Source organism: Enterococcus cecorum, assembly GCF_052119425.1.
Lineage (GTDB): Bacteria > Bacillota > Bacilli > Lactobacillales > Enterococcaceae > Enterococcus_E > Enterococcus_E cecorum_C.
The window spans coordinates 1-26,941 of sequence record NZ_JBQKFH010000022.1 but is presented as its reverse complement, the minus strand read 5'-3'; the positions used below and the strand labels follow the sequence as shown (position 1 = coordinate 26,941).

29 protein-coding genes are annotated in these 26,941 nt (G+C 36.4%); 3 read left to right on the top strand and 26 right to left on the bottom strand.

Features of this window, described 5'->3' with window-relative positions; translation table 11 throughout:
• Positions 1–5: 5 nt before the first annotated feature.
• Positions 6–1,172 (bottom strand): galactokinase, encoded by a 1,167-nt coding sequence (locus ACTQZM_RS07025; RefSeq protein WP_441653322.1) that lies wholly within the window; start codon positions 1,170–1,172, stop codon positions 6–8.
• Between the two features lie 182 nt (positions 1,173–1,354).
• Here ACTQZM_RS07025 and ACTQZM_RS07020 point away from each other — a divergent pair, with 182 nt between their 5' ends.
• The gene (locus tag ACTQZM_RS07020; RefSeq protein ID WP_016252474.1) at positions 1,355–1,522 is read left to right on the top strand and encodes a DUF3042 family protein; all 168 of its coding nucleotides are present in this window, start codon (positions 1,355–1,357) and stop codon (positions 1,520–1,522) included.
• A 200-nt stretch (positions 1,523–1,722) separates the two neighbouring features.
• Here ACTQZM_RS07020 and ACTQZM_RS07015 read toward each other — a convergent pair whose 3' ends face one another.
• From ACTQZM_RS07015 to ACTQZM_RS06975, 9 genes are all read right to left on the bottom strand, one after another.
• Positions 1,723–2,124, bottom strand: coding sequence for a rhodanese-like domain-containing protein (locus tag ACTQZM_RS07015; RefSeq protein ID WP_016252473.1), 402 nt, complete (start codon positions 2,122–2,124; stop codon positions 1,723–1,725).
• Between the two features lie 3 nt (positions 2,125–2,127).
• A complete protein-coding gene (locus ACTQZM_RS07010) occupies positions 2,128–3,108 on the bottom strand; it encodes an ROK family glucokinase (RefSeq protein WP_113785187.1) in 981 nt (326 codons plus the stop codon).
• Positions 3,093–3,317 (bottom strand): YqgQ family protein, encoded by a 225-nt coding sequence (locus ACTQZM_RS07005; RefSeq protein ID WP_087402416.1) that lies wholly within the window; start codon positions 3,315–3,317, stop codon positions 3,093–3,095. Before ACTQZM_RS07005 ends, ACTQZM_RS07010 begins: the two co-directional genes overlap by 16 nt.
• 19 nt (positions 3,318–3,336) lie before the next feature.
• Positions 3,337–4,005, bottom strand: coding sequence for a rhomboid family intramembrane serine protease (locus ACTQZM_RS07000; protein ID WP_441653321.1), 669 nt, complete (start codon positions 4,003–4,005; stop codon positions 3,337–3,339).
• Between the two features lie 11 nt (positions 4,006–4,016).
• Entirely contained in the window at positions 4,017–4,556 is a 540-nt protein-coding gene (locus tag ACTQZM_RS06995; RefSeq protein WP_441653320.1) for a 5-formyltetrahydrofolate cyclo-ligase, read from the bottom strand.
• Between the two features lie 83 nt (positions 4,557–4,639).
• A complete protein-coding gene (gene rpmG / locus ACTQZM_RS06990) occupies positions 4,640–4,789 on the bottom strand; it encodes a 50S ribosomal protein L33 (RefSeq protein ID WP_002296119.1) in 150 nt (49 codons plus the stop codon).
• A 128-nt stretch (positions 4,790–4,917) separates the two neighbouring features.
• Positions 4,918–5,646 (bottom strand): DNA/RNA non-specific endonuclease, encoded by a 729-nt coding sequence (locus tag ACTQZM_RS06985; protein WP_441653319.1) that lies wholly within the window; start codon positions 5,644–5,646, stop codon positions 4,918–4,920.
• A 125-nt stretch (positions 5,647–5,771) separates the two neighbouring features.
• Complete coding sequence (locus tag ACTQZM_RS06980; protein WP_016252467.1) at positions 5,772–6,224, bottom strand: hypothetical protein; 453 nt, start codon at positions 6,222–6,224, stop codon at positions 5,772–5,774.
• 237 nt (positions 6,225–6,461) lie between these two features.
• Positions 6,462–7,688, bottom strand: a complete 1,227-nt coding sequence (locus tag ACTQZM_RS06975) for a CCA tRNA nucleotidyltransferase (RefSeq protein ID WP_441653318.1) — start codon at positions 7,686–7,688, stop codon at positions 6,462–6,464.
• A 205-nt stretch (positions 7,689–7,893) separates the two neighbouring features.
• Between ACTQZM_RS06975 and ACTQZM_RS06970 the strand changes: the two genes are divergently transcribed.
• The gene (locus ACTQZM_RS06970; RefSeq protein WP_016252465.1) at positions 7,894–8,781 is read left to right on the top strand and encodes a YitT family protein; all 888 of its coding nucleotides are present in this window, start codon (positions 7,894–7,896) and stop codon (positions 8,779–8,781) included.
• Positions 8,782–8,822: 41 nt separating this feature from the next.
• On the opposite strand, the gene ACTQZM_RS06965 is transcribed toward ACTQZM_RS06970, so the two are convergent.
• The 15 genes from ACTQZM_RS06965 to ACTQZM_RS06895 all read right to left on the bottom strand — a co-directional run bounded on the left by ACTQZM_RS06965 (position 8,823) and on the right by ACTQZM_RS06895 (position 25,306).
• On the bottom strand, positions 8,823–9,356 hold the full coding sequence (locus ACTQZM_RS06965; RefSeq protein WP_113842510.1) for a ReoY family proteolytic degradation factor: 534 nt from the start codon (positions 9,354–9,356) through the stop codon (positions 8,823–8,825).
• 17 nt (positions 9,357–9,373) lie between these two features.
• A complete protein-coding gene (locus ACTQZM_RS06960; protein WP_441589985.1) occupies positions 9,374–10,645 on the bottom strand; it encodes a tetratricopeptide repeat protein in 1,272 nt (423 codons plus the stop codon).
• A 137-nt stretch (positions 10,646–10,782) separates the two neighbouring features.
• Positions 10,783–12,039 (bottom strand): threonine ammonia-lyase IlvA, encoded by a 1,257-nt coding sequence (gene ilvA / locus ACTQZM_RS06955; RefSeq protein ID WP_349279183.1) that lies wholly within the window; start codon positions 12,037–12,039, stop codon positions 10,783–10,785.
• A gap of 20 nt (positions 12,040–12,059) precedes the next feature.
• Positions 12,060–13,058, bottom strand: a complete 999-nt coding sequence (gene ilvC, locus ACTQZM_RS06950; protein WP_047339155.1) for a ketol-acid reductoisomerase — start codon at positions 13,056–13,058, stop codon at positions 12,060–12,062.
• A 57-nt stretch (positions 13,059–13,115) separates the two neighbouring features.
• The gene (gene ilvN / locus ACTQZM_RS06945) at positions 13,116–13,592 is read right to left on the bottom strand and encodes an acetolactate synthase small subunit (protein WP_016252460.1); all 477 of its coding nucleotides are present in this window, start codon (positions 13,590–13,592) and stop codon (positions 13,116–13,118) included.
• Entirely contained in the window at positions 13,593–15,278 is a 1,686-nt protein-coding gene (gene ilvB / locus ACTQZM_RS06940) for a biosynthetic-type acetolactate synthase large subunit (RefSeq protein WP_441589984.1), read from the bottom strand.
• Positions 15,279–15,300: 22 nt separating this feature from the next.
• On the bottom strand, positions 15,301–16,980 hold the full coding sequence (gene ilvD, locus ACTQZM_RS06935) for a dihydroxy-acid dehydratase (protein ID WP_441653317.1): 1,680 nt from the start codon (positions 16,978–16,980) through the stop codon (positions 15,301–15,303).
• Between the two features lie 466 nt (positions 16,981–17,446).
• The gene (locus ACTQZM_RS06930; RefSeq protein WP_441653316.1) at positions 17,447–18,157 is read right to left on the bottom strand and encodes a DUF554 domain-containing protein; all 711 of its coding nucleotides are present in this window, start codon (positions 18,155–18,157) and stop codon (positions 17,447–17,449) included.
• Between the two features lie 69 nt (positions 18,158–18,226).
• Positions 18,227–18,502: an HU family DNA-binding protein gene (locus tag ACTQZM_RS06925; RefSeq protein WP_016252455.1), complete on the bottom strand. Its 276-nt coding sequence runs from the start codon at positions 18,500–18,502 to the stop codon at positions 18,227–18,229.
• Between the two features lie 213 nt (positions 18,503–18,715).
• Positions 18,716–20,026 carry a ribosome biogenesis GTPase Der gene (der, locus tag ACTQZM_RS06920; protein WP_047342339.1) on the bottom strand — a complete coding sequence of 437 codons (1,311 nt, stop codon included), beginning with the start codon at positions 20,024–20,026 and terminating at the stop codon, positions 18,716–18,718.
• A 160-nt stretch (positions 20,027–20,186) separates the two neighbouring features.
• A complete protein-coding gene (gene rpsA, locus ACTQZM_RS06915) occupies positions 20,187–21,386 on the bottom strand; it encodes a 30S ribosomal protein S1 (RefSeq protein ID WP_171309631.1) in 1,200 nt (399 codons plus the stop codon).
• Between the two features lie 99 nt (positions 21,387–21,485).
• Entirely contained in the window at positions 21,486–22,166 is a 681-nt protein-coding gene (gene cmk / locus ACTQZM_RS06910) for a (d)CMP kinase (protein ID WP_441653315.1), read from the bottom strand.
• Positions 22,167–22,238: 72 nt separating this feature from the next.
• A complete protein-coding gene (locus tag ACTQZM_RS06905; RefSeq protein ID WP_441653314.1) occupies positions 22,239–22,847 on the bottom strand; it encodes a LysM peptidoglycan-binding domain-containing protein in 609 nt (202 codons plus the stop codon).
• 85 nt (positions 22,848–22,932) lie between these two features.
• Complete coding sequence (locus tag ACTQZM_RS06900) at positions 22,933–24,327, bottom strand: RecQ family ATP-dependent DNA helicase (RefSeq protein ID WP_441653313.1); 1,395 nt, start codon at positions 24,325–24,327, stop codon at positions 22,933–22,935.
• On the bottom strand, positions 24,317–25,306 hold the full coding sequence (locus tag ACTQZM_RS06895) for a helix-turn-helix domain-containing protein (protein ID WP_441653312.1): 990 nt from the start codon (positions 25,304–25,306) through the stop codon (positions 24,317–24,319). Before ACTQZM_RS06895 ends, ACTQZM_RS06900 begins: the two co-directional genes overlap by 11 nt.
• A gap of 26 nt (positions 25,307–25,332) precedes the next feature.
• Between ACTQZM_RS06895 and ACTQZM_RS06890 the strand changes: the two genes are divergently transcribed.
• Entirely contained in the window at positions 25,333–25,551 is a 219-nt protein-coding gene (locus ACTQZM_RS06890) for a ferredoxin (protein ID WP_441653311.1), read from the top strand.
• A 75-nt stretch (positions 25,552–25,626) separates the two neighbouring features.
• Here ACTQZM_RS06890 and ACTQZM_RS06885 read toward each other — a convergent pair whose 3' ends face one another.
• Entirely contained in the window at positions 25,627–26,631 is a 1,005-nt protein-coding gene (locus ACTQZM_RS06885; protein ID WP_441653310.1) for a helix-turn-helix transcriptional regulator, read from the bottom strand.
• Positions 26,632–26,941 lie beyond the last annotated feature (310 nt).

Genomic DNA, 26,941 nt, shown 5'->3' with positions numbered 1-26,941 from the left:
TTAACTTATTTACTTAATTTACGTGCACCATCATCAATCTTCGCTAAATAAATATCGGCATCATAACCAACGACTTCACGATATTTATGTTTGACTTCTTCGGCAAAGGAATCAAATGCACTTTGTTTCACTAAAGCAATCGCGCAACCACCGAAACCAGCACCTGTCATCCGCGCGCCTAAAACAGCAGGATTTGCTTGAGCCGCAGCGACTAAAGTATCTAATTCAACCCCAGTTACTTCATAATCATATTGCAAAGATTCATGTGATTGGTTTAATAATAACCCAAATTTTACTAAATCTCCAGTTTGTAATGCATTTTTTGCTTTTAATGTTCTTTGATTTTCAGTTACTGCATGTTTTGCTCGTTTGATTAAGGTTGCATCACCAATTAAATCTGTATTGGCATTAAAGGTTGCTTCATCTAAATCACCCAATGATTGAATATCTAATTTCTTTTGTAGGCGGGATAAAGCTTCTTCACATTCAGCGCGACGTTCATTATATTTAGAGTCTGCTAATTCTCGACGTTTATTCGTATTCATAATCGCTACGACATATTCACCGAATGCTGCTGGAATCACTTCATATTCTAAAGTATTGGTATCTAGTAATAAGGCATGATCTTTTTTGCCCATACCAATAGCGAACTGATCCATAATACCTGAATTCACACCGATAAATTTATTTTCAACTTTTTTACCAATTTTTACTAAATCTAACATTTCAAATGGTAAGTCAAATAAATCACGTAAAATGACTCCGGTTAATAACTCAATTGATGCAGAGGAAGAAAGCCCGGCACCGTTTGGAATATTTCCGTTATAGGCAATTTCAAAACCTGAGTCAATGTTACCGCCAGCTTCGATTAAGAACTTCACCACCCCTTTAGGATAATTAGCCCAATCATGCACTTTTTGATAGCTTAAATCTGCTAATTCAAATTCAATAATCCCTTTTTCTGGGAAGTTGGCAGAATATAAGCGGATTTTTTGATCGTCTCGTTTGCGCGCTTGACCGTATGTTCCGATTGTAATAGAAGCTGGAAAAACATGTCCACCATTATAGTCCGTATGCTCACCAATCAAATTAATTCGACCTGGTGCAAAGTAACTTCCAGTTGGTGCAACGCCAAATTGTTCAGTAAAGATTGCTTTTAATTCATTTTCCATTATGAACGCCTCACTTATAAAAGTTTTAGTAAATTTATTATAGTTTATTTACTAAATATTTTCAATAGCTTTCTATCAAAAAAATTAAAGGCTTTCATTTTTTGTTAAATTCATGAGATATAAATGGAGTTATATATTATCTTTTGTTATAATAGAGCTAGGAAATAAATGAGGTGATTGCAATGAAAAAATTTTTTAGTGGATTTTTAACAGGTACTGCAGCAACTGTTTTAGCTGCGTTAGGTACGGCTAAATTGGTGAAAAAAGTTTATATTGAACCAATGGAAGAAAAAGAAAAAGAATTAGAAGAAAAACGACGTCGCGCACACCGAAAAAGCTTTGCACGATAAAGGTTGTGAAGCAGCTCGCCCAGACATGAAGAAATTCGTGTGCTTACCTACCGCTGAGAAAATCGGATGAAAGGAGATTTTCTCAAGCGTTAGGGCGAATTTCACAATGTCTAGCTGCTGAACACCGTCTATATCTAAGTTGTGAGGCAATCAAGAATCTCTAAAAAAGCGGTTTATCATTTACGACAAACCGTCTTTTTTTATTCGTATTTCTTTCCTTTAGTTTTGCCTGTCCAGCCTTCAAAACCATCTTTTAAAATAAAGATATTGTTGTAGCCGTTTTTGCGTAATTTCTTAGCAGCCCGGGTACTTAAAGCTGTACGGGTATCATAAAGATATACAGGTTGATCTTTGCGGATACTTGCCAAAGATTGCATCAACATTGGATAAGGAATACTACGCGCACCTAAAATATGTCCGCTATCAAATTCATTTTTTTCGCGTACATCAATAATTTGTGCTTTACGCATTCCTTCTTTAAATTCATCTTCTTCTAATACTGTTGCGAATCGACGTGCCATATATTTATAGTACGCCCAATTCAAAATCAACGCTATTAAGATAGCAAGTAATATGATATTTACCCAAAATAAAACTGACATTGATTAGACCTCTTTCACACTTTCAATAAATTGTAAGGCTAAAGATGCAGCGCCAATTACCCCAGCATCATTACCCAATTGCGCTAATTTAATTTCTGTACTTTGACGTACTTGTGGGAAAGCAAACTCACGGAAGTATTTTTCAACACGACTGCGTAAAAATTCACCAGCTGCTGAAACGCCGCCGCCAATCACGATGCTTGCTGGATTAAGTGTATTTCCGATATTACCTAAAGCTAAACCAAGATAGTAACAAACTTGGTCAACTACTTTTAAGGCTAATGGATCATTATCGTTGGCTAATTCAAAGACATCCTTACTTGTGATATCTTGACCATCATCCAAGCGACGTTTTAATTCTGAATCGCCAGCATATTCTTCAGCTAATTTACGTGCAACACGAACAACACCTGTAGCAGATGAAACTGTTTCTAGACAACCTTTCTTACCACAAGTACATTCAAAGCCGTGTGGATCAACTGTTACGTGGCCGATTTCGCCAGCACAGCCAGCTTTTCCGTGTAATAGATTGCCATCCATGATCACACCGCCGCCAACACCTGTTCCTAGTGTGACGAACACAACATCTGGATTATTATCACCGGCACCTTGCCAACGTTCACCTAAAGCCGCAACATTGGCATCATTATCTAAAGTAAACTTAATGCCTGTTCCTTTTTCGATTTGTTCACGAACAGGTTGTAATGTTTTCCAGTTTAAGTTGTAAGCACCGATGACCGTACCTGCTTCACGATCAACGCTACCTGGAGTCCCCATACCGATACCGATAAAGTCACTTGGTTTTAAGTCATATAATGATAAATGATGATTAATTGATTCAATAATATCTGGTACGATATGGCTACCTTCGTCCAAGATATTTGTTGGGATACTCCATTTTTGTTGGATTTCCCCTGTTAATGTTAAAATTGCAAATTTAACCGTGGTACCACCTAGGTCAATCCCGATTATTTTTTTAGCCATTTAAAGTCATCTCCTCTACTTTCCTCAAGTGTGTGTTCGCGTTTTAAGATTGCCCATGCAGTCAGATAAGTTTCCTTGTCAATCAGATGGCTGTCAAATAACTGTTTCACTTCCATGCTCATTAACTCGATATCATAAATCCGCTTACCTACATAGACATAAATGCCAAACTGTTTAAGCAACTGTTGCACATCATACAAAGTTTTCACCTGACACACTACCTTTCCATTATACTAGCAATTGATATTTTTTGAAACCATATAATAAGCAAAAAATGCATAAAAAGACAAAAATTAAGGCAAATAATACTTGCATCGATTTTCGATAGCTGTCTTTTTGATAAGGCACCGCAATCGTTTGCCCTAAAACAAAGCCACCCAGCACCCCGCCAATGTGTCCAAAGATATCAATGCCGTTTCCTACTAAGCCAAATGCAAGATTGATTCCGATTAAAATTAAATATTGTTGCGTTAGTTCTTTAAAGCCAGGATAGTGCTTAAAGTGCATGCCCATCGCCACAAATGCCCCAAATACCCCAAATAAAGCAGTAGAAGCCCCAGCAGATGAGACGTTTACCTGATTAAAGGCAAAACTCGTCATATTACCTAAAATCCCGCTCAATAAATAAATGGCTAAAAAACGCCAATGCCCATAAATCGCTTCAAGCTGTTGCCCCATATAATATAAAACAACTGAATTAAAGACAATGTGCATCAAGCCATAGTGAATAAAAATTGGGGTAACAAAACGCCAATATTCATGTAAGTAGGCAACAAATGGACCATACATGCTACCTAATTGCTTCACTGGTAAAAGGTACTCCAATAAAAATACGACCACTTGAATCGCAAATAAGGTGTAAGTAATAAAAGGACCGTTTTTATATTTTTCTAACATTTCTTCACCTCTCAACCTATAATGAGTTCACTAACTGGCACATCATAATCATCAGCTTGCCAATTTTCATTAAGCTGCTCTTTAAATACCAGACTTAGTGTATCATGAGGGTAATTTGCTAAGTAACAATCAAAATAACCGCCACCATAGCCAATCCGATAACCATCTTTACGAAAGACGACTCCCGGTACAATTAATAAATCAATTTGTTCAGCTGTAACTTCATGACTACTATGCGGTTCTTCTACCCCAAATTTGGTCACGTAGTAGTCTGTTTTTTCAGTTACTTGATAAAAAATCATTTGGTGGTTTGCCAAACTTTTGGGTACGACGACTTTTTTTCCTTCTAGAAAAGCTTGTTGCATGATAGGTTTGGTATCTAATTCTAAATCCGTTGAGCGAATCATGCCAATACAAGTAGCTGCTTGCCATTTAGGATGAGCAAATAGTTCTTGATAAATCGCCGTTTGACGTTGTTTTTTTTCAGTCGTGCACTCCCTTAATTGACTTAAACGCGGCAATACTTGTTGTCTTAAGGCTTTCTTTTCCATTTGTTCACCAACCTTTTGAGCTTATCATACCTTTAAAAAAGAAAAAAAGCTAGAATGGTTTAACCCATCCCAGCTAACTTCAATTATTTTGTTTCACGGTGTAAAGTAACTTTTCTTTCACGTGGGCAATATTTTTGCTTTTCTAAACGATCTGGATTGTTACGTTTATTTTTGCTTGTTAAGTAGTTACGTTCTTTACATGAAGTACATTCTAAAGTAATGTTTACGCGCATGTTATTCCCTCCTCGTACTTGAATACTCTAAGAAATCTCTCAGACTGAATTATCATACCATGTTTAAAGAAAGAATGCTAGTCTTTTTCTAAAAAAATGTTAAGTAATTTTACTTGACGCTCGAAATTTTAAGGGGCTTTCTTAGCCACGCCGGTCAAATAATTAATTTCATAGCCTTTTTCGGCATTATAGATAAAGACATGATAACTAATTTCATCTGTTTCGATACTTTTAGCTTGCATTTCTACGCCTCGACAAACAAGTTCATCGCCAACAAAAATAGGCTTCACTTGATAGCGAACATGATTGCCAGTATTCTTCACATAGCTGGCTACCTGCTGTTCATAAATCGTCATATACTCTTGATTCATTAACTCTGTGCCAGTAAATAAATTCTTCCAGTTGGCATCCTCACCCGTTAATTGATGGGCGATTAAATGGGAGCGATTATACAGAAACTCACCATTACTCATTTTCTTTTGCTTCCAACCGGTTGGATACACTTTTGAGATGTCGCCACGTTTTTCATGAGGCAGTAAATCTTTTCCTAACATCGCATTGGCCACACCAACACGATTTAACCGGTCCAAATCACTAAACGTTTGCCAACTCCCATTTTTTAAGGACAAGTCTGCTTTGCTAAAAGTCGGCTGATTGTGATTGACTTGCAGTACCATTTCCCCACTAAAGATAGGAATTTGATCCGTATTATCAATATTTTGGGCTTTGGTCGTTTGCGTAACTTCCACTTGATGATTATTAGATGTGGTTTGACTTGGTTGGTCAAAAAAGACATACCATATTCCTACAATAATGATTAGAAGAATCGTTGCACCTAGACTGTGTTTTTTCTTCAAATGCTTCATCCTTTCTAAAAGAAGTAACGATTCCATTTAACCAATTTTTTATTGAATTGTCTAGTCAAAGAATCCTTGTTCGCACAAAAAAAGAGGAGTACTTGCCCCCTCTTTTTAAAATCATTTTAGAAATTTGCACCATACACATCATCAACATTTTTAGTTGGGTCGATGACAATATATAGACAACCATTCTTTTCGCTTACTTTGGTTGATTGATGTACGTTATCTAAGCCATCGCCATCTTTGTCTTCATATGGGAAGTAAACAATATCTGGCGTACCAGCACGATAGATAATTTCCATTCTTTCAATATCTTCATATTTTAAAGCGCGATCAAACATACCAAGTTCAAGACCACCTAAGTTGATATCCGTTGTTGCCACATTATCAGCTTCAGGATAGATTTCAATCTTGAAACCAGCACATGGATGAATTTCTACAAATTCGCTACCATTGATACGTCCATAGCTTGTAGTGATTTGTTTAATCCACAAATCGCCAATGTGACGGCGTTCAATCGTCCATGTTTCACCATTTCTAAATAAAAATTTTAATGCTTTCATTTCTCTTGCCATAAAAGATTCACTCCTTCAATTAAAAGACAGCACCAAAAAAGCGCTATCTGAAAGTTCTTACATTGTTAGTTTAGCATAGGTTTTAGAAAACGTAAACAACGTGCAATCTTCACAAAAAAACGATTTTTAGAAAATAATTTTTATTTAAAATAAATAAAGATTACAAATGTGATAATTCGGTATTTTTTATCTTTTTATAGTCATTGATAGATAACAACGCAAAATATAAGAAAATTCTTAGTCAGCAGTCTTATTACTCAAATTCACAAACTCTCGGGCATAATTTAGCAATGCCTCACGTTCATTAGCCACTTCTTTTAATAGGACGGCTCGCTCACAGTGTGCAAGGGTTTCTTTTAACCATAAGCCACCACGACGATTCATAGCCTGCATTAAATCATTCCCATTAATTGCTAAATCTTTGAGCGAATGAATGACAAGCAAACGATATTGATTCAGCAAACTTTCTTTTGATAAGGCTAAATCATAAAACGGAGCAATATAGAAAAGTTGAGTCAAACAAGTTTCATTCAATTGATAATAATCCAAGACATTCAATGGTCGTTGTTTGATTATTTCTAGCGCCTCACGTAAAAGTAGTACTTCATGTATTCTCTGATTGGACAACTTCCATTCTTTTAAAAAGGCTTTTTGATGTTTTATCGCAATTTCTAATTGATCGATTAATAAACACCAGGCCACCGATAAATCCTGAATAGGAAAACGCAAAATTTCACTCATTTGTTGTAAAAAATGCTGTTTATCTGCCAGTTGTGGACAATATTTAAAGCAATCAGTTGTAATAAATAATTGAAAAGCTTGTTGCGCATTTTGGCCTAATAATAATTTTTCAAACTCAATACAAATTCGTTCAACAGAAATTTTACTCAATAATGGTGCGTGTGTAGTAATGGCTGCTTGCGTCTGTTCTTCTAAATCAAAACCTAATTGCGAAACAAATCGTAAGCCACGCATCATCCGCAAAGCATCTTCTTGAAAGCGTTCGGCGGCAATCCCCACTGCTTTTAATCTTTTATTTTGTAAATCTTCCAGGCCATGGAACAAATCAATAATCTGACCTTGGGCATTTAGGGCTAAAGCATTAATCGTAAAATCACGTCGTTTTAAATCTTCTTCTAAACTACGAACAAAATCCACATGATCTGGCCGACGATAATCTTGATAGGTCGATTCTGTACGAAAAGTGGTGATTTCATAGCTTTCATCTTGATGTAAAACTAAAACCGTACCATGCTCAATGCCAACATCAATTGTTTTTTCAAAGACCTCTTTAATTTCAGCCGGAAAAGCACTAGTGGCGATATCAACATCATGAATCGGTAAGTTTAAGATGCAATCACGGACACTGCCGCCAACAAAATAAGCCTCATAGCCTGCTTGATTCAGTTTGTCAATAACTGGTAATGCTTTCTTAAACTCTTGAGGTAAGTTATTTATTCGCATTGCTACTTCCTTTCTATTCGTTTCATACGTTTTTCAACAAATCCCTAATCATTATAACATAAGTTTACATTTTGACTAGCAACAATCAAAAACTAGAAAATGAGAGATTTACTTATTTTTCAGTATTTTTTAGCACATTTATTGTATTTCATGGTTGTTTCTGCTACATTAATATCGTTGAGTAAATTTTAGGGGAGGTATTCAAATGCAAAAGAATTTATCTTGGAAAGTGTTTTTTGATATCTTTGTCATTATTTTAGGAACAGCCATTTTTAGTTTTGGCCTTGTTTTTTTTAACATTCCTAACAAATTAGCTGAAGGTGGTATCGCCGGGATTACCTTGATTTTAAAAGCTTTATTTAATTATAATCCTGCTATCACAAACTTGTTATTAAATATTCCTATTGTATTGTTAGGTGGCAAGATTCTAGGACGTCAAACATTAATTTATACAATTTTTGGTATTTTTGGTGTTTCTTTCTGGTTAGATTTCTGGCAAAAAATTCCAATTGTAATTGATTTAGATCATGACTTATTAATTGTCGCACTCGTTGCTGGGATTGTAATGGGTTTTGGTAGCGGGATTATCTATCGCGTGGGTGGAACCACTGGTGGTAGTGATATCGTTGCGAGAATTTTAGATAAAAACTTTGGGATTCCCTTAGGACGTGGGCTTTTTGGATTTGATGTGGTAGTCTTAGTTGCTTCCTTGACTTATGTTGATTTACACCGCATGATTTATACTTTGATTTTTAGCTTCGTCTTCTCTCGTGTCGTTGAAGCAGTCATCAATGGTGGTTATTCTGAAAAAGGAATTTTAGTCGTTTCAGATAAAAGCAATGAAATCACTGAATATTTGATGGCTAACGTGATGCGTGGAATTACTTATATTAAAGGAGAAGGAGCTTACTCAAAAGTCCAAAAAGATATTATTTATATGGTAGTCGGCGTTAGAGAATTACCTGCCATTAAGCGAATGATTCATGAAGTGGATGAAAAAGCCTTTATTTCTATTATCAATGTTCATGAAGTGATTGGCGAAGGATTTACTTATCTTAGACCGAAAAAAACCGTGCTAAAGAAAAATAAATAAAAATAAGGCCACAGCGCAAAACAAATGCTGTGGCCTTTTTGTTAACTTAATGCTTTTAATTCAGAAGATAATTGAGCAAAAGTAGCTTGATCATTTTCTTCCAATGCTAAATTGATTCGTAATAATAACTCCTTCTTCTGACTTTCCCTTGCTAATTCATCAAAGTAATCTTCTACTTGGCGATCAAATTGTGGATCTAAGGTTTCGTTCCAACTAGCATAAGGATTATCTTCCAAAACACCCAGATAAATGGCTTCTTGCCAGGCATCTTTAAACCGACATTCTAAATACAAATCTTCTTGCCAATGGAAACGAATCTCATGGAAAATCTGATCCACATCTGCAAATTCAATCTTTTCTTTATATAAAAGAATGGGCGTATCAGAATAATCCGCTGTTTGAATGACTAATCCTCTTGGTGTTACCTCTGCTTTTTCAACAAAGTGGACGTTTTCTAAAATGGCTTCGTGACTAATTAAATAATTGACTAACCATGAAACTTCGCGACGTGTAAATGATTGACTCGTTACAAACCAAGCCAGAAAATTCTTCTTTTGTGCCAATGTGATTGCCATTTGCTTCACCTTCTTTATTAGTAATCCCAATCGCTTTGTTTTAATTCATCATAGAGTTGGTGTAAAGATTCATCATGTATTTCTTTGGCTAAATGACTCTCAAGTAATGCCAATGCCTCTTTTAAGCGACCTTCATCACGTAAAAAGTAACAATAATCGCGAATAAATTCAGGAACTTCTTGCATTTCTTCTAAAGCCATTTCATAGTAATGGGCTGCCTTTTCGAACTCTTCCTCTTCATTATAGATTCGAGCAACCATCCAAAGTAATTCGCCTTGATAGGCATTTTCGATTCGTTCAAAATAGTGCAATGTTTGCTCATATTCTCCTTGATAAAAGGCATTTTTAGCCAAAGCCGTCAACACACTATCTTCCTCTTCATCTAATAAGAGTGCTTGATTCAGATAAAGGTTGGCTTTTTGATAGTCTTCCAACTCTTCTAGCACTTCAGCCAAATGTAGGTAAAAATGCACATAATATGGATTCTCTTTAATCGCTTGTTCCAATAATTGCGCTGCTTTTACTGGCTGTTGTTCATGAACATAGATGTCGGCTAACTCTAGATAAGCTTCTTTAATATTTGGATTTTCTTTGATTAGCTCTTCATAATAGATAATCGCTTCATCCATTTCATGCATTTGTTGATTCAAACGAGCTAAGTTTAATAGAATTTGATCATTTTTCTTATGGCGATATGCTTCTTTATAGTAGTCTAAGGCCTCTTCAAACTTCCCTTGATGTGCAAGTGTGGTCGCTAAACGCTCTAAAATTGACACATTAGAAAATTCCGTATAGCCAGCATCTAATAAAAGTTCATACATATTTTGCGCTAGCGTCAATTTATTGGCTAACAAAGCAATTTCTGCATAGGCAAATTGAACGGTTTCATCCTCGGGTAATAAAGCGAGCAACTCTTGCAATTTGGCTAGACTCACTTCGATAAACCCAATCGCTTGGTAAGCATCAGCCATCATAAAGAGTGCGCGTGGATAATATTCGCTCGTCTCTTTGATTTGGTCTAAGTATTCAAAGGCGCTTTCGTAATCATCTTCTTCAATTGCAATTTCAGCCAAATAGGTTAATACCAAATCTTTTTCAGGTATTTGACGCTCCACTAAATCTAAAAAGACTTCCTTAGCCTCAATCAAGAATCCTTTTTCAATTAATACTTCACCCAACTCAATTAATACAGGTAATTCATCATGGGTTAAAGCTTGTTGTAATAATAAATCAGCGCCGTCTAAATCACCATCAGACAACGACTGTAACATTTTTTCACTAAAAGACATCGTATATCTCCTTTAATCTAGTCTAGCTTTATTTTACCACAATTTGACTGGCAATGCTCTTATTTATTATTTTTAGATTATCGTAAAAAAAGCATAAACCAAGAGAATCAGTTCTCCTCTTGATTTATGCTTTATCATTATACTAACAAGGTGTGCAAAGTTGGATGCTCACTTAATTTCAAGAAGTTTGGATCAAATTGTTCGATTCTAACCAATAAACCGGGAACATCTTCTTTTTGTTTAGATAAAACGCCCAAGACAACCGGTCCTGTTCCGCGATTGACTTTTTTCGTGTATTCAAACAAGGTAATATCATCATTTGGACCTAAAACTTCGGTAACAAACTCTTTCAAAGCACCTGGACGTTGTGGAAAGTTTACTACAAAATAATTGATTAATCCTTGGTACATCAAAGCTCGCTCTTCAATTTCAGCCATACGATTAATATCATTATTTCCTCCACTGATGACGCAAATGACCGTTTTTCCTTTGATTTCTTCTTTCAGCAATTCCAAAGCAGCTACACTCAATGCGCCGGCTGGTTCTGCTACGATAGCTTGTTTACTATAAAGATCTAAAATAGTGGAACAAACTAAACCCTCATCCACACTTATTAGTCGATCAACAAAAAGTTTAGCAATTTCAAAGGTATGTTGCCCAACTTCTTGAACAGCTGCCCCATCGACGAATTTATCGATACGTGGCAATCTCACTGGATGTCCCGTCGCAAAAGCCGCTTGCATACTAGGCGCTCCCGTTGGCTCAACACCAATGACTTTCGTATCTGGACTCACTGATTTTACATACGTACTCACGCCACTAATTAAGCCGCCACCGCCAATCGCTGCTAAGACATAATCAGCTATTAGATTTTTATCAGCCAAATCATTCATCATTTCTAAAGCCAATGTCCCTTGTCCAGCAATGATATCTACATCATCAAACGGATCAATAAAGGCCATTTGATTTTCTTTTGCATAATCTTTGGCTGCTTGAGCGGAGGCATCAAAAGTATCCCCCACTAGTTTGATTTCAACATAGTCCCCCCCGAAAAAGGAGACTTGGGAAATTTTTTGAGCGGGTGTCGTTGTTGGCATAAAAATGACTGCTCGAACTTTGATTTCGTTACAAGTATAAGCCACGCCTTGTGCATGATTACCCGCACTCGCACAAACAACGCCATTTGCTAATTCAGCTTGAGGTCGATTTTTGATTGCGTAATAAGCCCCTCGTAATTTGAAGGAACGGACCTTTTGTAAATCTTCTCTTTTTAGATAGACATTTGCTTGATATTTTTCTGAAAGGTAGCGATCATGTTGCAAAGGGGTATGACTAACCGCCTCTTTTAGTACCTCGTAGGCTTGTTCTACCGATTCTTTGGTTATTAGCGTCAAATTCTCTCACTTCCTACTTTCTAGTCGTTTGGATTTTGCACAAATGGCATCATCTTACGTAGTTTAGCTCCTACTTCTTCGATTGGATGGCCTGCATTTTTCGCACGCATTTCTTTAAATTTAGGGAAACCAGCTTTGTTATCTTCAACAAAACCTTTGGCAAATGAACCATTTTGGATATCTGCTAAAACAGCTTTCATATTCGCTTTTGTTTGTTCTGTAATGACGCGTGGTCCGGATACATAGTCCCCATATTCTGCTGTATTTGAAATAGATTGACGCATTTTATCAAAGCCACCTTCATAGATTAGGTCTACAATCAATTTCATTTCATGGCAAACTTCAAAGTAAGCTAATTCTGGTTGATATCCTGCTTCCACTAAGGTTTCAAAACCAGCTTCAATCATGCTTGTTAAACCACCACATAAAACAGCTTGTTCACCAAATAGGTCGGTTTCTGTTTCTTCTTTAAAGGTTGTTTCTAACACCCCAACACGTGTTGAACCGATTCCTTTAGCATAAGATAAGGCAATATCACGCGCATTGCCGGTAGCATCTTGTTGGACCGCAAATAATGAAGGAACAGCAAAGCCATCCACAAAAGTACGACGAACAAGATGACCTGGTCCTTTAGGGGCAACTAAGAAGACATCCACATCTTTTGGTGGGTGAACAACATCAAAATGAATATTAAAGCCATGTGCAAAAGCTAGGGCATTTCCCGCTTCTAAGTTTGGCGCGATTTCATTTTCATAAAGGGCTCCTTGGATTTCATCTGGTGCTAAGATCATGATTACATCCGCTTTTTTCGTTGCTTCTGATACTGGAAAAACTTCAAAACCATCTTCGCGAGCTTTTTGTGCTGATTTTCCTTCACGTACACCGATAACGACTTTGTTACCATTATCGCGTAAGTTTTGTGCATGGGCATGACCTTGTGAACCATATCCTACAACTGCAATTGTTTTTCCTTCCAATGCATTTTTTTCTACTGAATCATCATAATAAACTTTAACCATTTGAATACCTCCAATAATATTCCTTTTTATTTTTTTATATTAAAAGCAAAATTGCTTCTAACCACGAATTAAACTTGTGACTCCTGTTCTTGCCATCCGCTTAATGCCATAAGGTTTTAATATTTCAATACAAGCTTCTACTTTATCAGGATGTCCGACTACTTGAATCGTAATCGTTGAAGCAGCCACATCCACGATATCTGCTCTAAAAGGAGAAACCATTGCTTGAATTTCTAATCTCGTATTTGCTGGTGCATTGACTTTAATTAAGGCCAATTCTCTTTCCACATGTGGCGTATGTGTTAAATCAGTCACTTTCAGCACTTCTATTTGTTTATTTAACTGCTTGATGACTTGTTCGGCATCAGCTTCTGATTCGACATTAAAAGAGATTGTCATGCGTGAAATGTCTTTTCGTTCCACAGTACCAACAGAAATACTTTCAATATTGACTTGGCGACGATTTAAGGTACTGGTAATGCGACTTAAAACCCCCGCTTGATTATAGACAACTGCTGTAACGGTTCTTCTCATTTACTTCACCCCAATCATCTTATGGTTTGGTGCTCCGGCGGCAACCATTGGTAATACATGTTCTTGAGCTGGAATTTCCACTTCGATTAAGACTGGTCCTTCTAAGGCAAAGGCAGCTTTTAAGTCTTCTTCAATCGTTTTTGGATTACTTAAGCGCACCCCTTTGACATGATAGGCCTCAGCAAGCTTCATAAAATCTGGCTGCGTCTTAAATTCAGAGGATGAAAAACGTGCGCCATGGAATTTTTCTTGCCATTGATGCACCATGCCTAGCACATGATTATTCATTAACACAAATTTGATATCTAAGTTGTGTTCATTTAAAATCGCAAATTCTTGGTTTGTCATTTGGAAACCACCATCGCCCACAAAGACGACAACTTGGCTTTCAGGATGCGCAAATTTCACCCCAATCCCCGCAGGAATACCATAACCCATTGTTCCCAAGCCACCAGAAGTAATCATTTGTCTAGGGAAACTAAATGGATAAAATTGGGCTACCCACATTTGATGCTGACCGACATCGGTAACAACATAAGCTTTAGAATCGGTAATCTCACCCACGATTTCAACCACTCGTTGGGGCTTAATTTCTTCATCTGTCTCATCATAATATAATGGATGTTTAGCTTCTCTTTCTTGACATTCTGCAATCCATTCACTGTAATCGCCTGGTTTTGTATCAAGTGCGAGCATTTTTTCTAGCGCATCTTTGGCATCGGCTACTACAGGAATATCGGTACGAATGACTTTACCAATTTCTGCTGGATCAACATCAATATGGGCAATCTTCGCATTTGGGGCAAAACTATTTGGCGAAGTAGCTAAACGGTCTGCAAATCGTGAGCCAATATTTATCAAGTAATCACAAGTTGATAAAGCCATATTTGCTGCATAAGTTCCGTGCATACCACCCATTCCTAAATTGAGTGGATTTTTGCTTGGCACTGTTCCTAAAGCCATCATGGTTTCAACGACTGGAATTTGATACTTATCGACAAAGGTACGTAATTGCTCGGTTGCATTGGCATAACTTACTCCAGCTCCCACTAGAAGTAATGGCTTTTTCGCGCGTTTTAATTGTTTCATGACTTTTTCAATTTGTGGGAGTGAAGCTGAAGTATTAGGTTGATAACTTGGAATATCCACTTCAAAATGTTCCAGAAACTCGCCCATCGATTGGCTGATATCTTTCGGCAAATCAATTACTACTGGACCAGGTCTACCCGTAGAAGCAATATGGAAAGCTTCATGGACAATCCGTTGTAAATCATTTACATCGCGCACTTGGAAGTTATGCTTGGTGATCGGTAAGGTAATCCCTAGAATATCAGCTTCTTGAAAGGCATCAGTACCAATCCCGCCTGTTCCGACTTGACCCGTAATCACAACTAAAGGTAGCGAATCACTCATCGCATCAGCAATTCCGGTAATCGCATTGGTTGCTCCAGGACCAGATGTAACAACCACAACACCAGGTTTGCCCGTTACTTTGGCATACCCTTCTGCTGCATGTACGGCCCCTTGTTCATGTCTCGTTAATACATTTGGAATTTCAAAATCATACATGGCATCATATAATGGTAAGACCGCACCGCCAGGATAACCAAAAATCAATTCAACCTTTTCTTTTTTCAAACATTCTAACAAAAGCTCGGAACCATTTAGCTTTGTTTGATTCTCCATATAATCCCCTCTATTCTTTTATTTACTCCGTTACTCTCATAATTCCGCCAGTATTCGCTGAAGTAACTAAGGCTGTATATCGTGCTAACCAACCTTTCTTCACTTTAAATTCAAATTTTGGTAAGTTTTCGCGACGTTTGGCTAACTCTTCTTCGCTAACCAATAAATTCAAGGTACGATTGGTCAAATCAATGGTAATTTCATCACCATCTTCAACTAAAGCTAATGGACCCCCGGCAGCGGCTTCTGGTGAAATGTGACCAACCGCAATACCGCGTGTTGCTCCTGAGAAACGACCATCTGTAATCAAGGCCACTTCTCGACCTAAACCACGACCGACAATACTTGAAGTAGGAGCTAACATTTCCGGCATTCCTGGTCCGCCTTTTGGACCTTCATAGCGAATAACGACTACGTGGCCTTTTTGTACGCGACCATCATCAATAGCTGCCACGGCTTCATCATGAGAATTAAAGCAAATGGCCTTACCAGTAAAGCTCTTAATATCTGGATCGACACCACCCACTTTAATGACTGAACCATCTGGCGCAATATTTCCATAAAGAATGGATAAACCACCAACTGGACTATAAGGATTTTCTTTGCTACGGATCACTTCTGGATTATTGATTTTCGCATCCTTGACATTTTCACGAATCGTTTTACCAGTGACAGTGATACGGTCTGGATGGATTGCACCAGGTACATCAATTAATTCACGAATAATCGCACTTACCCCACCTGCTTCATGAACATCATGCATCGAATAAGCGGATGAAGGTGCAATTTTTGATAAGTAAGGTACCCGTTTGGCAATTTCATTGATATCTTCTAAGTTATAGTCAATTTCGGCTTCATTCGCAATGGCCAGTGTGTGTAGCACTGTATTGGTTGAACCGCCCATCGCCATATCTAAGGCAAAGGCATCATCAATGGCTTCTTTCGTGACGATATCACGTGGCTTGATTTGCTTTTTCACTAAATCCATTAAATGAAAGGCTGCTTGACGAACTAATTCACGACGGTCTTGTGAAACAGCTAAAGTCGTACCATTACCTGGTAAAGCAAGTCCTAAAATTTCTAATAAACAGTTCATAGAATTTGCTGTAAACATCCCCGCACAAGAACCACAAGTCGGACAAGCATTTTGTTCCATAAATTGAAATTCGTCATTCGTTAAATTACCAGCTTTATAGGCACCAACTGCTTCAAACATCGTTGATAAAGTCATTTGATGGCCACGAGGATCGACATCGGCTTTCATTGGACCACCCGAACAAAAGATAGCTGGTACGTTGGTTCGCATCGCTGCCATAATCATTCCAGGCGTAATTTTATCACAGTTAGGAATATAAAATACGCCGTCAAACCAGTGCGCATTAATGACAGTTTCAGCTGCATCGGCAATTAATTCACGACTTGGTAAGGAATAGCGCATGCCAATATGGCCCATCGCGATTCCATCATCGACGCCAATAGTATTAAACTCAAAAGGAATTCCACCAGCCTCACGAATCGCTTCTTTGGCAATTTCCGCTAATTCTCTTAAATGAACATGTCCGGGAACGATATCAATATAAGAATTGCAAATAGCAATAAATGGTTTTTCCATGTCTCTAGCACTTTTCACTTGTCCTGTCGCATACAACAAACTTCTTGCTGGTGCGGCATCAATACCTTTTTTGATTTGATCACTTCTCAATTGCATTTCCTCCGTTTATCAAAATTTTGATTGTAAAGCTATCATCATTATTACAGCCTGTGTTTCATTTTGAAGTACTTTTTAGTTTCAAAGATTTTTCTTAAAAACAAAGAAGCATCCCACCCAATGATTTATCAGTGAGTGGGATGCTTAGTAAGAATCCCATTCACAATGCACAAATAGGACTCAAACATGTGGGAAATTTTTCCATGTTCTAAGTCCTCTAGGTAATAATGACAATTAATAATAATCCTGTTAATTTTTGTTGCATATGAATCGTCTCCTTACAATTCAATGTATTTTTTAATTTTTTTACAATATACTTCTAATTTAATTAAATGTCAATAGTTTTTCTAAACATTTTTTAATTTTTCGGGTAATTTTCTGAATTTTTTTATTATTTTCCGTATTTCTTTCAAACAAAAAAAGAAATGCCCCTTCGATATCCCTCGAAAGCACATTTCCTTTACCATTGCCAAAGTAGTGCCAATATCAAACTTGGCAGTAGATTGGCTACCTTGATTTGCGGTCCAAAAAATAAGTTGATACCGACACAAAAGATTAAGATGGAGCCGATGAATGATAATTGACTCAAGCCTTGATTACTGATAAATGGGGCTAAATAATGAGCAAGTAAAGTCAAACTCCCTTGGAAAATGCCCACGGGGATGAATGAAAATAAGCTTCCTTTCCCCATTGAACTCGCCATAATCAAGATAATAATTAAATCAAGAATCGCTTTAGCAAACAAAATGGCATAATTATGGTGTAATCCATCCTCAAAGGCGCCAACCACCGCCATCGCCCCAATACAAACCGTTAAAGAACTAGTCACAAAGGCTTCTAAAAATTGAGAATCGTTTTCGGAATGACTTTTCTGCTTTAAAAATGTCCCGAATTGAACCAATCGCTTTTCTATATCAAGCCATTCTCCAACCATTGCGCCGATTGTCAGGCAAAATATCAACATCATACTGCCTTGACTACTTAAGCCAGTTTTAGTTACTTGTAGCATTTTTTCCATTGTGCCACCTAAACCTAACATCAACACGGCTAAACCAGCTGTTTTCGTTAAAGTTTCCTGCATAGAGGCTTTTAATCGTTTGCCAAAAAATAAACCAAAAATTCCGCCAATAATAATTGCGAATACATTTACAATTGTTCCTAAACCAATCATCATCTGACCTCGAAAAAATGAATAAAAAAAGAGCCCCTGAATCATCAAGAGCTCCATAGATAGAATACCTTATTTAACGGCTTCCTTCAAAGCTTTACCTGGTTTAAATGCAGGAACTTTGCTTGCTGGAATAATAATTTCTTCGTTCGTTTGAGGGTTACGTCCTTTACGTTCTGCACGATTGCGAACTTCAAAGTTACCAAAACCGATTAATTGAACTTTTTCACCGTTAGCTAAAGCGTCTTGGATTGCTGAAAAAACAGCGTCTACTGCAGCAGTAGCGTCTTTTTTAGATAAATCTGTAGCCGCTGCAACTTTTTCGATTAATTCTGCTTTATTTGCCATGGATGATTCACCTCCTGATTTTTGATGTGATGTTAAACACCATTCACCATCCTTGAGTGGTCCAAGGCTAGTGAGAAATATTGAATAATGAATCAATATCCTGTTACTAAGTTATCACAAGAAGCCTTTAATATCAAGACTTTTAGTTGTATTTTCGTGGGTTGTTTGTTTCATTTTGATTACAAACTAAGAAAATAATTGAAAGTATTCCCGTTATTTTCTTTTTCGTGCAATAATTCTTATCGGTGTACCTTCAAAAGTAAATGCTTTACGAATCTGATTTTCTAAAAAGCGTGCATATGAGAAATGCATTAATTCTTCCTCATTTACGAATATGACAAAGGTTGGTGGTTTCACGCTAACCTGAGTCGCATAAAAGATTTTGAGACGTTTGCCTTTATCTGTTGGTGTTGGATTAATAGCCACAGCATCCATAATAATATCATTAAGGACTGCAGAAGGTACGCGTAAGTTTTGATTTGCACTTACTTCTTCAATCATCGCTGGCAACTTATTCAAGCGTTGTTTTGTTTTCGCTGATACAAAAATAATTGGTGCATAATCTAAATATTGAAATTCTTCTCTAATTTCTAATTCAAAATCGCGCATCGTATTCGTATCTTTTTCGACAAGATCCCACTTATTCACCACGATAATGACACCTTTACCTGCTTCGTGTGCAAAACCAGCAACTTTCTTATCTTGTTCACGAATCCCTTCTTCAGCATTAATCACAAATAATACCACATCCGAACGGTCAATTGCTCGCATCGCCCGCATGACACTGTATTTTTCTGTTGATTCATAGACCTTGCCTCGTTTGCGCATTCCGGCTGTATCGATCATGGTAAATTTTTGACCATTTTCACTGATAAAATGCGTATCAATGGCATCACGGGTTGTTCCTTCGACATCAGAAACAATCACCCGTTCTTCCCCTAAAATCGCATTAATGAGTGACGATTTTCCGACATTTGGTCGTCCAATCAAACTAAATTTGATAACACTCTCATCTTCAGGTTCAATCTCAGTGCTGAAGTGTTTGACAGCTTCATCTAAGACATCCCCGATTCCTAAACCATGACTCCCTGAAATTGGAAATGGTTCGCCTAAACCTAGCGCATAAAATTCAAAGATATCATTTCTTAATTCAGGATTATCTACTTTATTTATTGCCAATATCACAGGTTTTTTACTTTTATAAAGCATGCGTGCAACCATTTCATCCGCATCAGTAATCCCTTCACGAACACTGGAAATAAAAATAATTACATCTGCTTCTTCAATCGCAATTTGGGCCTGGGCTTTAATTTGCTCCATAAATGGTTCGTCACCTAGGTCAATCCCACCAGTATCAATAATACTAAACTCACGACCTAGCCATTCGCCTGTTGCATAAATACGATCTCGCGTCACTCCAGGAGTATCTTCAACAATTGAAATACGTTCCCCGGCAATTCGGTTAAAGATAGTTGATTTACCGACATTTGGACGACCGACAATTGCAATAGTTGGATTTGCCATTTTCTTCCCTCCATTTTTATCAATCTCAATTAGTTTACCGAAACTTTCATCATCTTGCAAGTAAAAAAGGCGCAATACCTTGAAAAATGGATAAATTGCGCCTTTACTATTCTTTTTGGTATACAGAACAAGAAAATTTAGTTGGTTTTTATCTAAAGACTTATTCTTCAGTTTTTAAAGCTTCTCCTAAAATATCACCCATAGTAAAACCAGTTGATTCTTCAGGTAGTTCATAGCTTTCTTCTTCAGCGACTACTTCTTCAACTTTTGGTTCTGGTTTTTCTTCAAGTGCTTTGATACTTAAAGCAATACGTTGATTTTCTGGAGATACTTCCAAGACTTTAACTTTAACTTCTTCGCCTTCTTTTAAGACTTCATGTGGCGTAGCAATGTGTTTGTGAGCAATTTGTGAAATATGCACAAGACCTTCTACACCAGGGAATAATTCCACGAAAGCGCCAAAACTTGTCAAGCGTTTCACTGTACCCGTTAACACACTGTCAACTGGTGCTTTATCTTCAATATCATCCCATGGTCCAGGTAAAGTATCTTTAATAGATAAAGAAATACGATCACTAGCTGGATCAACAGATAATACTAAAACATTTACCTTTTCACCGACTTTTAAGACATCACTTGGTTTGGCTACATGTGTATGAGAAATTTCAGAAACATGAACAAGTCCATCAACGCCACCTAAATCAATGAATGCGCCAAAGTTCGTTAAGCGAGCGACAGTCCCTTCAATTTGATCTCCTTTATGAATTGAAGCAAATACCGCTTCTTTTTGTTTTTGCTTTTCTTCTTCAGCAACAACTTTATGTGATAAAATTAAACGATTTTCGCTTGGTTCGATTTCAACAATCTTACATTTTAAGGTTTGGCCTTTATATTTACTAAAGTCCTTAACAAAATGGTCTTCAACCATTGAAGCAGGAATAAATGCACGAATACCTAAATCTGCCACTAAACCACCTTTAACCACGTTGGTAATAGTTGCATCAACGATTTCACCTGCAGCATATTTTGCTTCGATTTCTTCCCATAATTTTTTAGCATCCAAGCGACGTTTAGATAATAAGTAGCTACCATTTTCTTTATCATTACCGATTCTTGAAATCACTACTAAATCTAATTCATCACCGACTTTTACCAATGATTCTAAATCATCAGTTGGTGTTGTAGATAATTCTCTTGATGGGATTACACCTTCTAAGCCTGTTCCCAAAATTGCAACAATGACTTGCTTGTCTTCAATAGCTAACACTTCACCTTTGACCGTATCGCCAATATGAATTTCTTGTACGCTATTTAAAGCTTCTTCCATTGTTTCTGTTACTTGTCCTTCAAATTCCGTCATACCTAATTTCCTCCTGACCAACATTTGTTCATGTATACACTACAATATCTAGTTTATTGCAATTTCACAAAAAAATAAAGCGATTTCCAATAATTTCTTTTATTTTTTTGCTGAATTTTCGTCATTTACTAAATTAATGATAGCTTGAACGACTTCATCGATGCTCATTCCCGTTGTATCAATACTTACCGCATCTACAGCTTGCACAAGTGGCGAATTTTCGCGATGAGAGTCAAAATAATCTCTTTTTTCAATGGCGACTTTCAATTCTTCAAAATCACTTGGGATGCCTTTTTCTAGATTTTCTTTATGACGTCTTTTCGCACGTTCTTCAACACTAGCGACTAAAAAGACCTTCACTTGCGCATCAGGTAAAACCACGGTCCCAATATCACGACCATCCATGACGACCCCACCATCTTTAGCAATGGCTTGTTGTTGTTTCACTAATTGCTCACGGACTAACTTGTAAGCAGCCACTTTGGAGACATTTTTGGTTACCTCTGGCATCCGAATCTCCTTAGTCACATCCTGACCATCCACAAAAACAAGTTGTTGTTCACTTCCTTGTTTAAAAGTGATAGGAAAGCGTAAAATAAGTGAAACTAGAGCTTGCTCATCATCCAAACTGACTTGATGTTTTAAAGCTAGATAGGTCACTGAACGATACATCGCTCCTGTATCGGTATAAATAAATCCTAATTTTTTGGCAATTATTTTCGCAACGGTGCTTTTCCCTGATGAAGCCGGACCATCGATTGCAATATTTATTTTTTTCATTCCATTACCCCTAACTAAATCACTATTTACACAAAAAGAGACTGAGGAGACACGCCCCCAGTATCTCTATTTTTATTTAATTCGAATTTGTTGTCCTGGTGTTAAATGGAAGTTATCAGCAGTCATTCCATTTAAACGATAAATATCTTCTACGCTGACACCTGTTCGACTAGCAACTGTTGCCGGACCTTCACCAGCTTGAACAGTTGTATATTCTGCGCCATTTTCAGTAGTTGTTTCACCATTTTGGCTATTTTGGCCCTCTTGATTTTCTTGGGTATTTTGTTCAGCAGCATTTTCAGTTGCTTCTTGGTTTTCTGCAGTGGTTGCTTCACTTGAACTTGTTTGGTTTTCTTCAGTTTGAGTGGTTGATTCACTCGTAGTTGCTGAACTTTCTTTTGTTTGTGAGGCACTTGATTTTTTCGTGCTTGATTTGGTTGTTTGCGTTTGTTTGGGTTGATTATCTACATAATGTTTCCAAATACCAAATGCGGCCGGACATGCGGCAATTAAGAATAACAAAAGTAAGACAATGGTTAAAAACTTACTATTCCCTCTTTTTCTTCTTCCTTGTTGTATCCGACTTGGCATTTGATTTTCTTGGTCATCTACATTGTAAATAGGTTGTTCCCATGGTTCATTAAGCTTTTTTGTTTCTTTTTTCTTATCTTTGTTTCGCAAAATAATTCCCTCCTACAATCTTTCCGTCTCATTATATCATAGCAAAGATTGCTTGTGTTCAAAAAATTTAGGAGAATCGATTAACTTAAAAAATTTTTAGCAAAACATCTTGCCAACTTGCTATTTTTTCATTTTGAATTTTAGACTTTATCAATAATTGATAATCAAAAGGCCCATGATTATCACAACATATCGCTTGTTTGCCTGGCAATGAATTGTCAAAATATCGGGCAATGAAATCACGACGACATTCGCTAGTATGAATATAAGCTAACATCGTCTGCAATTGCTCTTGCTTTACTTTCTCATTATCTTTGATTTCTTCCATAAACAAATGATAATCTTCACGTTGAATTTGACGAAACCATTTTTGTTGCAATTCGCTAAAATATTTTTGTTCACCATTTTTTGCAACATCTAACAACTCAAAGACTTCACGTTCATTTCTTGTTTGATTTTGCATATAATAATGAATTTGTTCGTCATGGTTTTGATAAAGTAAAATTGCGATACTTGGCTCGCCATCTCGTCCTGCACGACCAATTTCTTGTACATAGCTTTCCAAATTATCTGGTAAATCATAGTGAATCACAAAACGTATATCTGGTTTATTTATCCCCATTCCAAAAGCATTGGTAGCCACAAGTAACTGTAATTGATTTTTTTGAAATTGCGTTTGAATTAAGCGTCTTTGATTACTAGAAAGTCCACCATGATAAAACCCAATTGCATAGTCACTTTTTAAACGTTCATACAATTCTTCCACTTGCACACGGGTAGCGCAATAAATAATCCCTGTCCCCGATAATTCTTTTAAATATTTCAACAATACGGCTTCTTTATCATTTGTTTTTTCAACTTGTAAATAGATATTTGGACGGTTCACTGGCAATTCAAATACTTGAGCATCAGGATGTAGCAACAACTCTTGAATTTCCGCTTTAACTTTTGGGGGTGCACTTGCGGTTAAAGCTAAAGTGGTCGGATTATGTAATTGCTTTTTCACCCATTTTAAGTTGCGATACTCTGGTCGAAAATCCACACCCCACTGAGAAAGACAATGGGCTTCATCAATAACAAAAAGGGCAATCTTTTGTCTGCTAAGTGCTTGAATACACTCAGGCTGTGAGAGCATCTCAGGGCTTAAATAAATATATTGATACTCCGATAAATGTGTCAGAACATATTCTCTTTCAGCTTTCGTTAATAAACTATTGATAGCCACTGCCGAAAACTTTTTCATTTGTAATAAACCATTCACTTGATCTTCCATTAAAGATAAAAGCGGTGAAACAATCACAACAAGTCCTTCAAGAAGTAAGCCAGGTAATTGATAACACAAACTTTTACCGGTACCTGTGGGTAATATCGCTAAGCAATCCTGATTGGCTAAAACAGTTTGAATAATTTCTTCTTGTAATCCACGAAAAGAATCATAGCCAAAAGTTTCTTTTAAAACTTGTTCTAAATTATGATTCATGCTTATTTCTTCCCTTCAATATTGCGATTTGACTTAAACGATACTGTAAAAATGAAATTTCAGGATTTTCTTCTACAAGTTCTTTATATCGATAATCTAATATTTTTTCATCTTGTGTCAGTAATCGAAAATCTTTAAATGGAAATTTATCATCTAAAATTGCCCATTCAATTAAATGGTCTGTTATTGTCCCTTCTTTCAATCCTCTTATCTGCGCAATTTTCTCTACGTCATAACCAAATTTATAATATTGACGCGTAACAAGCATACTTTGTTTATAATTTTCTAAAATAAAGGTTTTGAATAATTGAAATAATACTAGCTCCGTATGTGTCATCAAATAAGACCAAAATCTTTCCACACACGCCAAGGTGTAACAAATATCAAAGGGCGAATGCAAATCTTCAGGTAATACTTGATAGAAAGTTTTTCCAGAAATTTGTTTTCCAGAAAAAGTATTTGCTAAAAAATCAGCCTGGTCTTGCGGCATCTGCGAGAAAACATGACTCAGCTCTTCATAAATTTTTTGTTTTTGCTCTTCATCCATTTGCGCTATCATCTGATCCACATTTAGCAAATAAAATGGACTGTTCTCTAATACTGGTCCTTGATAATCTGCTGGCCAATAAGATAATCGACAAAGAAATAATTGTAACATACGCCATAATGAAAGACTATTTTTAATGCGAAAATGGTTGAGATGGCAATAAGGTTCTTGATTTAATAAAAAAGGTTGGATTTGTACACGTACAAGTTCATTTCCAACTATTGATAATGCTTTTTGATTGATCAATTGTTGGATTATTTTTTCGTACTCTGCTTTTGATAAATGTGGAAAAATACCTACAATATCTAATAATTGATGATCATAAGCATAGTACAACATCGAAGCTGACTTTCTACCTACCAAGATCTGATATAAGGTATTCATCCTTAACTTGTCATTTTCACCAAACAAAGCTAAAATAAATTCATACATATTAACCTCCAGAAAGTAGTGATAGAATGCGTACCAAACGCTGCGAAATTATTCCAGAACAATGTATTGCCTGTGGACTTTGTGCGCTTTATGCCCCAGATATTTTTGATTATGATGAGGAAGGAATCGTTCTATTCAAGCAAGAAAAAGAGACCAATCATCAATATATTCCCAATGAGGCGTATTCATCTGTATTACAAGCTTACCAAAAATGTCCAGTGCGAGCAATTATACTAGAAAGATAATCTCTCTAGTATATTAATACGCAAAAAATTAAAAAAAGCGCTAAAAATCTGTCAAGAAAATTCCTGACAGATTTTTTATTTATCAACTTTTTTTACGAGTTCATAGCCATATAAACCAGCAATTTGATTTAATATTTGAATGATGGATGTCCGCATATAATTTGGTTTATTAACTCTCATTGAATTCGATTGACTTAAAATCCACATTTTAGTTCCATAGCCATCATTGGTAGGGATAACCATTTTTGCAACCTTCTTTTCCTCATCTTGAGAGATTATCTTCGCATCAGGAAATCTATCTAGAATATAAGAAGGATCAAATAGACATTCTACTTCTAATTCAATCGGCTTTCCTAAAAATGCCCAACGACCTGTTTGATTTCTAAACTCACCTAATTTTGGAAATTGTGAATACTGTAGACGAGGAACCGAAACCTTCTCATCAATCCGCAGATTTGACATATTATTGATACGAAATTTATTGGCATGTTCAAAATCTAAAAAATCTTCAGAAGTATGAGAAGAAGAAATCATATAAAAATAGATATCTATAAATACCACACCTAAAGGGATTCGATTATATTCAAAGGTCTGAAAGTTCTTTTGATAGGTAAAAGAAACTGGAATTTGATGTTCGGTCGCATATTGAATCAATTTGATACGTTCGAGCATATCCACACATTTAGGCACACCCATATAAGCAAACTTTTCACTTTTTACCATGGTTTCTAGTCTTTTAGGTTCACTCGATTGTTTAATTAACTTATCAATAATCGGCAACATTTCTTCACGATGTAAAGCGCGACTTGAGAGCAAAACCTTAATCATCGCAATTCTTTCATCATCAGTTAAGGTAAAAGAACGGTCTAAATAAAATCCTACACCATGTTGATAAGCCATTTGTCCAAATAATCCACGATCTAAATCTTTTTCTGCTAAAAAATCACGAATAGAATCTTTATCTTTACGAATTGTGTCTTCAGTCCCATATTTTTTATCAACTAATTCACTAATTTTAATCGGTTTTCCTTCCAATAGTTGTGTAAATATATCTAGTAATCTCCATCGGTTGTCCTTCATTTTATCCATCCCCAAACAAATAAATTGTGTAACTTTTTCATCCTCGAATATTTACAAATAAATAATATTATATATTATTTAATCACCATTATTTTACCATAGTTTTCGTAAAAAAAATACGCAGACAGACCGACCTCTTTAACTGATTAATGAACAAAAAACTGTATCTAAATAAATTAGATACAGCATTAGTTAATTTGGGTCTAAGATATTTAGTGTTGTTACTCAAACGGAGGATAACACTAAATATCTTTTTTTATACTCATAATAATAGAAAAAGACATCTGTTTCCTCTATAATTAAGTCGACC

Coding starts and splice junctions, on each gene's coding strand:
- ACTQZM_RS07025 (WP_441653322.1), bottom strand. CDS start 1,172: ATGGAAAATGAATTAAAAGCAATCTTTACTGAACAATTTGGCGTTGCA.
- ACTQZM_RS07020 (WP_016252474.1), top strand. CDS start 1,355: ATGAAAAAATTTTTTAGTGGATTTTTAACAGGTACTGCAGCAACTGTT.
- ACTQZM_RS07015 (WP_016252473.1), bottom strand. CDS start 2,124: ATGTCAGTTTTATTTTGGGTAAATATCATATTACTTGCTATCTTAATA.
- ACTQZM_RS07010 (WP_113785187.1), bottom strand. CDS start 3,108: ATGGCTAAAAAAATAATCGGGATTGACCTAGGTGGTACCACGGTTAAA.
- ACTQZM_RS07000 (WP_441653321.1), bottom strand. CDS start 4,005: ATGTTAGAAAAATATAAAAACGGTCCTTTTATTACTTACACCTTATTT.
- ACTQZM_RS06995 (WP_441653320.1), bottom strand. CDS start 4,556: ATGGAAAAGAAAGCCTTAAGACAACAAGTATTGCCGCGTTTAAGTCAA.
- rpmG (WP_002296119.1), bottom strand. CDS start 4,789: ATGCGCGTAAACATTACTTTAGAATGTACTTCATGTAAAGAACGTAAC.
- ACTQZM_RS06980 (WP_016252467.1), bottom strand. CDS start 6,224: ATGGCAAGAGAAATGAAAGCATTAAAATTTTTATTTAGAAATGGTGAA.
- ACTQZM_RS06975 (WP_441653318.1), bottom strand. CDS start 7,688: ATGCGAATAAATAACTTACCTCAAGAGTTTAAGAAAGCATTACCAGTT.
- ACTQZM_RS06970 (WP_016252465.1), top strand. CDS start 7,894: ATGCAAAAGAATTTATCTTGGAAAGTGTTTTTTGATATCTTTGTCATT.
- ACTQZM_RS06965 (WP_113842510.1), bottom strand. CDS start 9,356: ATGGCAATCACATTGGCACAAAAGAAGAATTTTCTGGCTTGGTTTGTA.
- ACTQZM_RS06960 (WP_441589985.1), bottom strand. CDS start 10,645: ATGTCTTTTAGTGAAAAAATGTTACAGTCGTTGTCTGATGGTGATTTA.
- ilvC (WP_047339155.1), bottom strand. CDS start 13,058: ATGGTTAAAGTTTATTATGATGATTCAGTAGAAAAAAATGCATTGGAA.
- ilvN (WP_016252460.1), bottom strand. CDS start 13,592: ATGAGAAGAACCGTTACAGCAGTTGTCTATAATCAAGCGGGGGTTTTA.
- ilvB (WP_441589984.1), bottom strand. CDS start 15,278: ATGGAGAATCAAACAAAGCTAAATGGTTCCGAGCTTTTGTTAGAATGT.
- ACTQZM_RS06930 (WP_441653316.1), bottom strand. CDS start 18,157: ATGATTGGTTTAGGAACAATTGTAAATGTATTCGCAATTATTATTGGC.
- ACTQZM_RS06925 (WP_016252455.1), bottom strand. CDS start 18,502: ATGGCAAATAAAGCAGAATTAATCGAAAAAGTTGCAGCGGCTACAGAT.
- der (WP_047342339.1), bottom strand. CDS start 20,026: ATGGCAAATCCAACTATTGCAATTGTCGGTCGTCCAAATGTCGGTAAA.
- rpsA (WP_171309631.1), bottom strand. CDS start 21,386: ATGACGGAATTTGAAGGACAAGTAACAGAAACAATGGAAGAAGCTTTA.
- cmk (WP_441653315.1), bottom strand. CDS start 22,166: ATGAAAAAAATAAATATTGCAATCGATGGTCCGGCTTCATCAGGGAAA.
- ACTQZM_RS06900 (WP_441653313.1), bottom strand. CDS start 24,327: ATGAATCATAATTTAGAACAAGTTTTAAAAGAAACTTTTGGCTATGAT.
- ACTQZM_RS06895 (WP_441653312.1), bottom strand. CDS start 25,306: ATGTATGAATTTATTTTAGCTTTGTTTGGTGAAAATGACAAGTTAAGG.
- ACTQZM_RS06890 (WP_441653311.1), top strand. CDS start 25,333: ATGCGTACCAAACGCTGCGAAATTATTCCAGAACAATGTATTGCCTGT.
- ACTQZM_RS06885 (WP_441653310.1), bottom strand. CDS start 26,631: ATGAAGGACAACCGATGGAGATTACTAGATATATTTACACAACTATTG.